Origin of the sequence: Halomonas sp. DP5Y7-2, assembly GCF_019802025.1 — a bacterium.
Lineage (GTDB): Bacteria > Pseudomonadota > Gammaproteobacteria > Pseudomonadales > Halomonadaceae > Halomonas > Halomonas litopenaei_A.
The window spans coordinates 208141-220110 of record NZ_JAHVHY010000002.1 but is presented as its reverse complement, the minus strand read 5'-3'; the positions used below and the strand labels follow the sequence as shown (position 1 = coordinate 220110).

The 11970-nt window shown below is 62.2% G+C and carries 11 protein-coding genes; 10 read left to right on the top strand and 1 reads right to left on the bottom strand.

What is annotated here, in order from left to right; all coding sequences use genetic code 11:
• Position 1: 1 nt before the first annotated feature.
• Entirely contained in the window at positions 2-793 is a 792-nt protein-coding gene (gene map / locus KUW18_RS03540) for a type I methionyl aminopeptidase (RefSeq protein ID WP_206940323.1), read from the bottom strand.
• Positions 794-1215: 422 nt separating this feature from the next.
• Between map and rpsB the strand changes: the two genes are divergently transcribed.
• The 10 genes from rpsB to KUW18_RS03490 all read left to right on the top strand — a co-directional run bounded on the left by rpsB (position 1216) and on the right by KUW18_RS03490 (position 11927).
• The gene (gene rpsB / locus KUW18_RS03535; RefSeq protein ID WP_206940321.1) at positions 1216-1959 is read left to right on the top strand and encodes a 30S ribosomal protein S2; all 744 of its coding nucleotides are present in this window, start codon (positions 1216-1218) and stop codon (positions 1957-1959) included.
• Positions 1960-2108: 149 nt separating this feature from the next.
• Entirely contained in the window at positions 2109-2978 is an 870-nt protein-coding gene (gene tsf / locus KUW18_RS03530) for a translation elongation factor Ts (RefSeq protein ID WP_222483379.1), read from the top strand.
• 156 nt (positions 2979-3134) lie between these two features.
• Entirely contained in the window at positions 3135-3902 is a 768-nt protein-coding gene (pyrH, locus tag KUW18_RS03525; protein WP_206940318.1) for a UMP kinase, read from the top strand.
• Positions 3903-3906: 4 nt separating this feature from the next.
• A complete protein-coding gene (gene frr, locus KUW18_RS03520; protein WP_206940317.1) occupies positions 3907-4464 on the top strand; it encodes a ribosome recycling factor in 558 nt (185 codons plus the stop codon).
• Between the two features lie 194 nt (positions 4465-4658).
• A complete protein-coding gene (uppS, locus tag KUW18_RS03515; protein WP_224908674.1) occupies positions 4659-5429 on the top strand; it encodes a polyprenyl diphosphate synthase in 771 nt (256 codons plus the stop codon).
• Positions 5422-6228: a phosphatidate cytidylyltransferase gene (locus KUW18_RS03510; protein ID WP_206940315.1), complete on the top strand. Its 807-nt coding sequence runs from the start codon at positions 5422-5424 to the stop codon at positions 6226-6228. The genes uppS and KUW18_RS03510 overlap by 8 nt, the downstream gene beginning before the upstream one ends.
• The gene (ispC, locus tag KUW18_RS03505) at positions 6225-7436 is read left to right on the top strand and encodes a 1-deoxy-D-xylulose-5-phosphate reductoisomerase (protein ID WP_222483381.1); all 1212 of its coding nucleotides are present in this window, start codon (positions 6225-6227) and stop codon (positions 7434-7436) included. The genes KUW18_RS03510 and ispC overlap by 4 nt, the downstream gene beginning before the upstream one ends.
• A gap of 91 nt (positions 7437-7527) precedes the next feature.
• Positions 7528-8886 (top strand): RIP metalloprotease RseP, encoded by a 1359-nt coding sequence (gene rseP, locus KUW18_RS03500; protein ID WP_206940313.1) that lies wholly within the window; start codon positions 7528-7530, stop codon positions 8884-8886.
• A 189-nt stretch (positions 8887-9075) separates the two neighbouring features.
• The gene (gene bamA, locus KUW18_RS03495; protein ID WP_206940312.1) at positions 9076-11424 is read left to right on the top strand and encodes an outer membrane protein assembly factor BamA; all 2349 of its coding nucleotides are present in this window, start codon (positions 9076-9078) and stop codon (positions 11422-11424) included.
• Positions 11424-11927 (top strand): OmpH family outer membrane protein, encoded by a 504-nt coding sequence (locus KUW18_RS03490; protein WP_206940311.1) that lies wholly within the window; start codon positions 11424-11426, stop codon positions 11925-11927. The genes bamA and KUW18_RS03490 overlap by 1 nt, the downstream gene beginning before the upstream one ends.
• The last annotated feature ends 43 nt before the right edge of the window (positions 11928-11970 follow it).

The following is an 11970-nucleotide window of genomic DNA, read 5'->3' as shown; positions in this document are numbered from 1 at the left end:
CTCAGCGCTCGAGGAAGGACAGGTCTTCATCCGAGCGAGCGGTCAGCACCTCGACCCCGGTCTCGGTCACCAGCAGGGTGTGCTCCCACTGGGCAGTCAGTCCCTTGTCCTTGGTGACCGCCGTCCAGCCATCGCGCAGCACCTTGGTGCGATGGTCGCCGACGTTGATCATTGGCTCGATGGTAAAGCACATGCCGGCCGCCAGTTCGATGTCGGCTTCCGGGGCGTAGCCATCGTAGTGCAGTACCTGGGGATCCTCATGAAAGCCGGCGCCGATGCCGTGGCCGCAGAAATCCCGAACGACGGAGTAGCCGTTGGCCTGGGCATGGCTTTCAATGGCGCGGGCGAGCTCGGACAGCCGCACCCCGGGGCGTACCAGCGCCATGCTGCGGTACAGGCACTCCTGGGTGACGCGACACAGGCGCTCGCCCTGAATGGTGTCACCGATGATGAACATGACGCTGGAGTCGCCGTGATAGCCATCGGCAGTCTTCACGGTGATGTCCATGTTCATGATGTCGCCCTTCTTCAGCTTCTTGCTGTCGTCGGGGATGCCGTGGCAGACCACGTGGTTGATCGAGGTGCAGATGGACTTGGGAAAGCCATGATAGTTGAGCGGGGCAGGGGTCGAGCCGAGCTCATTGACGATGTAGTCGTGGCACAGCTTGTCCAGGTGGCCGGTGCTGACACCAGCGACGACGTGAGGGGTGATCATCTCCAGCACGCTGGCCGCCTGGCGGCCGGCTTCGCGCATTTTTTCGATTTCGTCGGGCGTCTTGATGGGTACGTTCATGGAATCTCGATCTGTGTGGGGTCGCCATGGGGCAGGAGGCTGCGGCTGACACAGCGCAGAATGGCCGTATGCGGGTGTCGATGCGGCGGCGTCGAGCGCGCGAGACGCTGGGCGACTTCAATTCGAAAGTCATCCATGGTATAAAGCTGCGCGCTTTCCTGCAATCGCCGTTCCCTGCATGGGTGTGTCGATCACGGAGCGGGTGAGATAAGGAAGGGTTACGATCCTTCGCTCCCTGCCTGCGACGCCCTCGCCAGGCGGCGCGTTACGGGAAGGCGGCAAACAGAAGAGGCTTTCACAGTGGAAGCCTCGAGCCTTGAAAACACACATGCACCGACACATGGTCCCGGGTGCCTGAGGGAAACCTCTGGTCGGATCCATGGGGTGCATGGAGGCCTAACCCGATTTTTCAGGAGTCATCCATGGCACACGTCAATATGCGTGACCTGCTCAAGGCAGGCGCACACTTCGGTCACCAGACACGTTACTGGAACCCGAAGATGGGCAAGTTCATCTTCGGCGCTCGTAACAAGATTCACATCATCAACCTCGAGCATACCCTTCCGGCGCTCAACGAGGCGATCGATGTGGTCGAGAAGATGGCCTCTGCCAACAACAAGATCATGTTCGTCGGTACCAAGCGTAGCGCGAGCAAGATCATCAAGGAAGAAGCCAACCGCGTTGGTCAGCCGTTCGTCAACCACCGCTGGCTCGGCGGCATGCTGACGAACTACAAGACCATTCGTCAGTCCATCAAGCGTCTGCGCGAACTCGAGACCATGCACGAAGATGGTACTTTCGAGAAGCTGACCAAGAAAGAAGTCCTGATGGCGACTCGCGAGCAAGAGAAGCTCGAGCGCTCCATCGGCGGTATCAAGGAAATGGGCGGCCTGCCGGACGCACTTTTCGTGATCGACGTCGACCACGAGCGTATCGCTATCAACGAAGCGAACAAGCTGGGCATCCCGGTCATCGGCGTGGTTGACACCAACTCCGATCCGGACGGCGTCGACTACGTGATCCCGGGCAACGATGACTCCATCCGCGCCATCCAGATCTACGTCAAGGCCATCGCCGATGCCTGCGGTCGTGCAAAGGAAGGTCGCCCCGATGAGTTCGTCGAAGTGACCGACAGCGAAGGCGATGCCGCCGCTGCTGCCGAGTAAGCTTCGGCCCGCCTGGGCCAGCTGATCGCGCAAGCGATCCACGCCGGACAGGCGCAAAGGGGGCCGAGGCCCCCTTTTCTCTACTCTGGCCCGCGGTCAAGCCGAGGGCCTCTCCGACACCCAGGTCGAACCATTTAGAGGTGAATACCATGGCAGCTATCAGCGCCTCCCAGGTCAAGGAACTGCGCGAGCGTACCGGGCTCGGCATGATGGAGTGCAAGAAGGCACTCACCGAAGCCGGCGGTGACATCGAGCAGGCCATTGAGGATCTGCGCAAGAACTCTGGTCTCAAGGCCGCCAAGAAAGCGGGTCGTACCGCTGCTGAAGGCGTTGTCGTGACTCGCGTGTCCGAGGACGGCAGCTACGGCGTGATGGTCGAGATCAACTCCGAGACCGACTTCGTTGCTCGTGACGACAACTTCAAGGCGTTTGCCGACAAGGTGGCGGATACCTTCTTCGCTGCCAAGAGCGAAGACGTCGCCGCTGTGACCGCTGGCGAGCTGGAAACTGCTCGTGAGCAGCTGGTCCAGAAAATCGGCGAGAACATCGGCGTGCGTCGCGCTGTGGTCGTCGATGCGGCTGACGGCAACCTGGTGGGTGCCTATGTGCACGGTGGCCGCATCGGCGTGCTGACCGAGCTCAAGGGTGGCACTCAGGAAGCCGCCAAGGACGTGTCCATGCACGTGGCTGCGATCAACCCGGCCGTTGCTCGTCCTGAGGACATGCCTCAGGAAGCGCTCGACCAGGAGAAGGCCATCATCCTGGCGCAGCCGGATATGGCGGGCAAGCCCGAGCAGATCGCCGAGAAGATGGTGCAGGGCCGCCTGAAGAAGTACCTGGCCGAGAACAGCCTGACCGAGCAGCCCTTCGTCAAGGATCCGAACCAGAGCGTGGCCGAGTTCGTCAAGGCCGCCGGTGGTGAAGTGATCGGCTTCACTCGCTTCGAAGTGGGCGAGGGCATCGAGAAGGAAGAGGTCGACTTCGCCAAGGAAGTCATGGAACAGGCCAAGCGTAGCTAAAGGGATGTGTTTCCCGAGGCCCAAGGTTCCATACTGTGCTAGCACAGTGTAAAGATGGCGTGCGCGAAAGCGCACGCCTTCGTGTATGCGTCAGCGGTGAGCGTACGGCCTGACCGACCGTCACTCGACCCATCCAGTCCCCAGTGGAGAAATGCCATGAGTAGCGCCGATTCTTCCCCCCAGTCCAAGCTCGACAAGCCCCGTGCCGATGTGTCGAAGTACAAGCGCATCCTGCTGAAGCTGTCAGGCGAGGCGTTGACCGGGGATGCCGAGTTCGGGATCGATCCCAAGGTGCTTGATCGCATGGCCCTCGAGATTGGGCAGCTGGTAGGCATCGGCGTCCAGGTAGGCATCGTGATCGGCGGTGGCAACCTGTTCCGTGGTGCCGCCCTGCATGAAGCCGGTATGGAGCGTGTCACCGGTGACCACATGGGCATGCTGGCGACGGTGATGAACGCCCTGGCCATGCGCGATGCGCTTGAGCGTTCCAACATCCGCTCGCGGGTCATGTCGGCGATTCCCATGAGTGGGGTAGTGGAGCACTACGACCGACGCACGGCGATTCGTTACCTGACGTCCGGCGATGTCGTGCTGTTCTCCGCCGGTACCGGTAACCCGTTCTTTACCACCGATTCCGCTGCGTGTCTGCGCGGCATCGAGATCGATGCCGACGTGGTGGTCAAGGCAACCAAGGTAGATGGTGTCTACGACAAGGATCCGGTCAAGTTCGACGATGCCGTCAAGTATGACCAACTGTCCTATGACGACGCCCTCGAACAGAAGCTCGGGGTGATGGATTTGACCGCGATTTGTCTGGTGCGTGACCATGACATGCCGGTTCGGGTCTTCAACATGAACAAGCCTGGCGCCCTGCTCAACCTGGTAGTGGGTGGCAAGGAAGGCACGCTGATCGACAGAGGGTGAGATCGTGATCAACGACATCAAGAAAGACACAGAAACGAGAATGCAGAAGACCATCGAGTCGCTGCATCATAACCTGAACAAGATTCGCACCGGCCGCGCGCATCCCAGTATTCTGGATGCCGTCCAGGTCGAATACTACGGCTCCATGATGCCGCTGAACCAGGTGGCGTCGGTCAACGTCGAAGATGCCCGCACGCTGACCGTCGTGCCCTGGGAGCAAAGCATGGTGCCCAAGGTCGAGAAGGCGATCATGACCTCTGACCTCGGCCTCAATCCGGCGTCCGCCGGCAACGTGATCCGCGTGCCGATGCCGATGCTCACCGAGGAGACGCGCAAGGGCTACATCAAGCAGGCGCGTCAGGAAGCGGAGAACGCGCGGGTCGCGATCCGCAACGTCCGTCGTGATGCCAATAATGACATCAAGGCGCTGCTCAAGGACAAGGAAATTTCCGAGGACGAAGAGCGTCAGGGCGAGGATGAGGTGCAGAAGATCACCGATCGCTTCATCGCCGAAATCGACAAGACCTTGGCGGCCAAGGAAGAAGACCTGATGCAGGTCTGATCCGGCGCTGCTCCGGGGCTGCCGCGACGGCAGGCCCGGGGTGCCGCTGCACTGGGCGTGCGCTATCGTGTTGCATGTGACCAGTGGCCGAGGTTGCTTTGTCGGCCATCGCCTTGGCCGATGGCCGACAAATGAACCGATTGTCTTGCTGCCAGGATGCGGTGAGGCTGGATTCAAACGTCATGCGAGACCCCATGAAGTCAACGCCGTCTCCCGAACTTCGCCCGCTGCCGCCCTTTGCGAGTCTGCCTCGTCATGTGGCCGTGATCATGGATGGCAACAACCGTTGGGCCAAGGCGCGCGGTTTATCCGGTGTGCGCGGGCATCACGCGGGTGTCGAAGCCGTGAGAGCGGTGATTCGTCGTGCCGCCGAGAGACGTATCGAGACGCTGACGCTGTTTGCTTTCTCCAGTGAGAACTGGAAACGTCCCGCCGCTGAAGTGAACGCGCTGATGGAACTGTTCCTGATGGCGCTCAAGCGCGAGGTCAAGAAGCTCCACGAGCACGATATCCGTCTGTCGGTGATCGGTGATACCTCGGGGTTCTCGTCGGCGATCCAGAAGCGGATTGAAGATGCCGAGCGGTTGACGCAGGGCAATCAGGGATTGCGCCTGGTCATCGCCGCCAACTATGGCGGTCAGTGGGACATCGCCAGCGGCGCGCGGCGGCTGGCCGAGCGCGTCGCGCGGGGTGAGCTCGAGGCGGATGCCATCGACGAAGGCACCCTGGCACAGGAGCTGTGCTTGAGTGACGCGGCGCCAGTCGATCTGTGCATTCGTACCAGCGGCGAGCGCCGTATCTCCAACTTCCTGCTGTGGCAACTGGCCTATGCGGAGCTGTACTTCACGCCCGTGCTCTGGCCCGACTTCGATGGCGAGGCCTTCGACGACGCACTGGAGGACTTCTGCCAGCGCAAGCGCCGCTTCGGCATGACTGACGAACAGCTAGAGGCCCAGGGTGCTTAGACAGCGAATCATTACGGCGGTCTGGCTGGCGCCGTTGGCGCTGGCAGGCTTGTTTGGACTGGAAGGGGGCGCCTTCGCGCTGTTCACCGGCGCCATCGTGGTGCTGGCGGGCTGGGAGTGGGCCAACCTGGCAGGCCTGGATCGGGGAGTGAGGCGTTGGCTAGCCCCGGCGGCGCTGGCCGGGGTCATGCTGGTGATGTGGCTAACCGGTCAGTCTCACGCCCTGTGGCCCTTGGTGATAGGCGCCGTTGGCTGGTCGATCAATCTGTGGTGGGTGCTGGGGCATCCTGAGCGCACGCCGCAGTGGTCGTCGACCTGCATGCGCCTGGCCATGGGCGGCTGGGTTTTGCTGCCCACCTGGGTCGGCTTCAACCTGCTGCGGGAGAGCGGCGCCGCCTGGCTACTGTTCGTGCTGCTGCTGGTGTGGGGAGCCGATATCGGTGCTTACTTCGTTGGTCGCGCCTTTGGCCGTCGCAAGCTGGCGCCCAGCGTCAGCCCAGGCAAGTCCTGGGAAGGCGTATACGGTGGCATGGCCGTCACTGCCTGTCTGGCGGTGGTGTTTGCCCTGTGGCAGGCGCTATCGCTGTCCGCTGCCATCACGCTGGTGCTGCTGACACTGGCCGTGACCCTGATCTCGGTGCTGGGGGATCTGCTCGAGAGCATGCTCAAGCGCCATCGCGGGATCAAGGACTCGAGTGCCCTGTTGCCCGGGCATGGCGGCGTGCTTGATCGCATCGACAGCCTGACGGCTGCGATTCCCGTCTTCGCACTTTTCTTTACCTGGCTGGTGGCGTCATGACAGATCCTAAGCGCTCTGACGCACAGGCAGTAAAGGGGGTGACTGTGCTGGGAGCCACCGGCTCTATCGGCACCAGTACCCTCGACGTCATCGCCCGGCATCCCGACCGCTATCGCGTCCACGCCCTGACGGCACACCGGTCCCGCGAGGCGCTGCTGGAACAGTGCCTGTCTCACCATCCCGAGGTGGCCGTGCTGGGCGGTGCAGCCGATGCCGACTGGCTGGCACTGAAGCTCCGGGAGTCTGGCCTTGCCACCGAGGTACGCCACGGTGATCAGGCATTGGCGGAGGTCGCCAGTGCGCCGGAAGCCGAGGTGGTCATGGCGGCCATCGTGGGCGCCGCCGGACTGTTGCCGACGCTGGCTGCGGTGCGGGCGGGCAAGCGCGTGCTGCTGGCCAACAAGGAAGCGTTGGTCATGTCGGGGGCGCTGTTCATGCAGGCCGTCGAGGAGAGCGGCGCGGCGCTGTTGCCGATCGATTCCGAGCACAATGCCATTTTTCAGTGTCTGCCCGGTGAACACCGTGGAGGGTTGGCGCAGCATGGGGTCACCCAGCTGCTGCTGACCGCTTCGGGCGGTCCCTTTCGCGGTTACTCCTCCGAGCAGCTGGCCCAGGTCACCCCCGACCAGGCCTGTGCGCATCCCAACTGGTCGATGGGCCGCAAGATTTCCGTAGACAGTGCCACCCTGATGAACAAGGGGCTCGAGCTGATCGAGGCCTGCTGGCTGTTCGATGCTCGGCCCGAGCAGATTCAGGTGGTGGTACACCCGCAGAGCGTGATTCATTCCATGGCGGCTTACAGCGATGGGTCGGTGCTGGCACAGCTTGGCAACCCGGATATGCGCACGCCCATCGCCTACGGCTTGGCGTGGCCCGAGCGGATCGATGCCGGTGTGCAGTCGCTGGATCTGTTCGCGGTGGCTCGTCTGGACTTCGAGCCGGCCGACGAAACGGCGTTTCCCTGCCTGCGTCTGGCTCGCGAGGCGATGGCGGAAGGGGGACTGCAGCCTGCCGTACTCAACGCCGCCAACGAAATCGCGGTGGAGGCCTTCCTGGATCGGCGCCTGAGCTTCAATGCCATTGCTGCGCTGGTACAGGACGTCAGGGAGGGCCACTTTGATGGCCGCGCCGATGATCTGGAGGCGGTGCTGGCCGCCGACCGCCAGGCCCGGCGTCATGCGCTGGCCTGGCTGGAGGCACGCCGCTGATGCGTTGTTTAGTGGAACCTTTCTCATTCTCTGCTGCCGGAACAACGACGGCGCTGGCGCCGACGCACGCGACATTGCCAAGGAGACGTAGGTGGGCCTGATTCAGAACATTCTGGCCGTGCTGGTGGTGCTCGGCCTGTTGGTCACCTTCCATGAGTTCGGTCACTTCTGGGTGGCGCGCCGCTGTGGCGTGAAGGTGTTGCGTTTCTCGGTAGGTTTCGGCAAGCCCTTGTGGTCGCGAGTGGACCGCCATGGCACCGAGTTCGCGATCGCCGCCATTCCATTGGGCGGCTACGTCAAGATGCTCGACGAGCGTGAGGGCAATGTCCCGGCTGACCAGCTGGATCAGGCCTTCAATCGCAAGTCAGTGTGGGCGCGTATTGCGATTGTCGCAGCGGGTCCGCTGGCCAACTTCCTGTTGGCGCTGGTGGCCTATTGGGCGCTGTTTGTGGCGGGTACCACGACTGTCGTGCCGGTAGTGGGCGAGGTGACGCCGCAGTCTCCGGCGGCCGAGGCGGGGCTGGAGCAGGGCATGGAAGTCACCGCCGTCCGCGGTGAGCCGGTTCGCTCCTGGGACGACATCAACTTGAAGCTGGTGGCTGCCATTGGCGCCAGCGGCAGCCTGGCCATCGAGACACGGGCGGAGGGCAGCAGCGTTGCCCGGACCTACCCGGTCGAGGTGGACAACTGGCTGGTGGGGCAGGACCCACCGGAGCCGCTGGGAACGCTGGGTATCCGGCCGTGGCGCCCGGACATGCCGGCAGTGATCGGCCAACTGGTCGAGAACGAGCCAGCGGTCCAGGCGGGGCTGCAGCCCGGTGACCGGGTGGTGGCGATTGATGGCGAGCCGGTGGCGGACTGGCCGGACCTGGTCCAGCGCGTCCGGGCGCGTCCCGGCGAGGCCATGGAGCTCGACGTGCAGCGAGGCGATGCCTCTGTCACGCTAAGCCTGACCCCGCGCGGGAACCGTCTCGATGATGGTAGCGAGATCGGCTATATCGGTGCCGGCGTTGCACCGGTAGACTGGCCCCAGAAGTATCAGCGAGATATCCGCTACGGACCTCTGGAGGCCGTGGGGCAAGCTGCATCGCGCACCGCCGAAATGACAGTGTTGACCTTCGACGCGGTGCGCAAGATGCTGGTGGGCCTGATTTCACCGACCAACCTGTCGGGCCCGATCACGATTGCGCGCATCGCGGGCGATACGGCTCGCTCGGGTCTGGAGAGCTTCGTCAACTTCATGGCGTACCTGTCGATCAGCCTGGGGGTGCTCAATCTGTTGCCCATCCCGGTGCTCGACGGTGGCCATCTGCTGTATTACTTGATCGAGGCGGTGCGCGGACGGCCTGTCTCCGAGCGCACCCAGGCGGTCGGACTGAAGGTGGGTCTAGCGCTGGTCGGAACGCTGATGATCATGGCCCTGTACTTTGATGTGATGCGGCTCTGGTAGGGCGACAGACCATCAGCAAGGCCCGAGTGTCGGGAGACGCCGCAGTCGTCACCAGGGGTGGTGGCGGCGAGTGACGGGAGACGGTGCCCCTTTTTTGAGACGCCGCTGTCAACTTGTCAGTAAGGCGGAGAAATGTATAAGGTGCCTGTCTGGACAGGTACGCTGACTCAACGCGAGCGAATTGACTGCATGAAAATCAAGACCATCGGATTGGCGACACTCTTGACCGCCTGTGCCCAGGTGGCGCACGCGGATTCCTTTACCGTGTCGGACATTCGTGTGGAGGGCCTTCAACGGGTCTCCGCTGCATCCGTCTTCAATGCGTTTCCCGTCAACGCTCGCGACCAGGTGGATGACCGCGAGCTGGCCGACGCCGCGCGCCAGCTGTTTGCCACTGGGCTGTTCGAAGATATCGAGCTTGCTCGTGAGGGCGATGTGCTGATCATCCAGGTCGAGGAACGTCCGACCATTTCCGCCCTCAATATCGAAGGCAACTCACAGATCACCGATGAAGATCTGCGCAACGGCCTGAAGCAGGCCGGGATCAGTGAAGGCCAGGTGCTGCAGCTGTCGACCATCGACGAGATGAAGCGTGAGCTGGAGGGGCTGTACCAGTCCCAGGGCCGCTACAGCGCCCGCATTGATACTGAGGTGACGCCGGTCGGCCAAGGCCGGGTGCGCGTCGATATCAATATCAATGAAGGTGCCGTTGCCAAGATTCGCCAGATCAACATCGTGGGCAACGAGGCCTTTTCCGACGATATCCTGCTTGATGAGTTCGAGCTTGAGGATGATCCCGGCCTGTTCTTTGGCTGGTTCTCCGCCGACGAATATTCCCGGGAAGCCCTGGCGGGTGACCTGGAGCGCCTGCGCTCCTACTATCTCGACCGCGGTTACGTGAATTTCGAGATTACCTCGAGCCAGGTGTCCATCAGTCCTGACAAGTCCCGGATCTTCATCACCATCAATGTCGATGAAGGCAACCGCTATCGCGTCGGAGATATCAACTTCGTCGGCGACCTGAAGGTAGCCGAGGCAGAAGCCCGCGATCTGCTGCAGTTCCAGTCCGGTGACGTGTTCTCCCGCAGCAAGGTCATTGCGTCCTCTGAAGCCATGCGCTCGCGCCTTGGGGCAGAAGGTTTTGCCTTCGCCGAGGTCGACGGCATCCCGGAAGTACGCAGTGACGGCGAAACCGTCGACTTGAGCTTCCAGGTCGCCCCCGGACGTCGCGCCTATGTGCGTCGTATCCAGTTTGTCGGCAACACCACGACCAAGGACGAGGTGCTGCGCCGCGAGATGATCCAGGCGGAAAGCGCGCCGGCGTCGACCGAGGCCATTTCCCAATCGCGTCAGCGCCTGGAACGTCTTGGCTTCTTCAAGCAGGTCGAGGTGCAGACGGAGCCGGTGCCGGGCGAAAGCGACCAGCTCGATGTCACCTACAACGTCGAAGAGCAGCCTTCTGGCTCGCTCTCGGCAAGCCTTGGTTTCTCTCAGAGTGCCGGCGTCATCTACGGCGCCTCGCTGTCCCAGAACAACTTCCTGGGTAGCGGCAATCGGGTCAATATCGGTGCCCAGAAGAGTGATACCTACACCAGCATCAACTTTGGTTTCACTGACCCCTACTGGACGCTTGACGGTATCTCTCGCGGCTACAACTTCTACTACCGCGCGACCGACTACGAAGATTCCGATATCTCCACCTACTCCACCGATGCGCTGGGGGCAGGCATCAACTTCGGCTATCCGATCAACGAGCTGACGCGCATGAACTTTGGCGCCAACATCGAGAAGCTCGAGATCGACACCTATGACGACACGCCGTCGGAAATCAAGCGCTACGTGCTGGATGAAGGTGATGACGCCAACACCCTGTCGGTCACCGGTAGCTGGACCCGAAACGATCTGAACCGGGGCATCATGCCCACCGCCGGTAACTACCAGCGCCTGTCGCTGGAGCTGGGTGTGCCCGGCAGCGACGCCGAGTACTACAAGGCCCGTGCCCAGGCCAAGCAGTTCTTCCCGTTCAACGAGGAAGAAACCTGGTCACTCAAGTTCAGCGGACAGGTGGGTTACGCCGACGCGCTCAACTCGAGCGACCCCTATCCGTTCTACGAGAACTTTCTGGCCGGTGGTCTTGGCTCGGTACGTGGTTTCACCGACAACACCCTGGGTCAGCTGACGACCGAGCGTGAAGACGGTGACGACGAGACGCTGGGCGGTAACGTGCTGATCGAGGGCAGCATGGAACTGATCTTCCCGATGCCTTTCGTCGAAGACAAGCGTTCGGTGCAGCCGTCGCTGTTTATTGATGCCGGTAATACCTTCCTGACCGAGTGCTATGACGTACTGTCTGAAGACGAAGGTCGCCAGAAGTGTGATTCTGGAGTGGAGTTCGGTGATATTCGCTACAGCGCGGGTGTCGGCGTGTCCTGGCTGACGCCGGTCGGGCCGCTAACCTTCAGTATCGCTGAACCGCTCAATGACAAGGACGAGGATGACACCCAGGTGTTCCAGTTCTCGCTCGGTCAGACGTTCTGATGTCAGTGAGTGGACTGCGCCGTTGCCTGGCAGTCATCGTGGCGTGTGCCGCCCTGCCATGGCAGGCGGCGCAGGCCTCGGGAGTCGCGGTGCTGGATTGGCAGCAAGCGCTGCTGGACACCCGCATGGCCCAAGGTGCCATGCAGTCCCTCCAGCAGCAGGTGGGGCCGTGGCAGCAAGAGGCTGAAGTGCTTCGCCTGGAGCTGGAAGGGTTGGCCGATGAGCTTGCCCAGCAAGGGCAGCAGCCGAATCCCGCCAGCGTCCAGGAGTTTCAACAGAAGGGACAGCGATTCGATCGGCTAAGGCGTGATATCCTCAACGCTCGCCAGGAAACCGAACAGCGTTTGATAAGTCGCCTTGAAGGTCGTGTCGACGAGGCGGTGGCGCAGGTCATTGATCGCCACGATGTGGACGTGCTGGTCACGCCGGATGGCGTGCTGCACAGCAGCCGCGATCTGCCCGACCTGACCGCCGAGGTGACTCGGTTGCTGGACACGCCCTGACAGCGCGTGACCAGCGCTTCCTTTCTCGAATTTTGTCGTTACC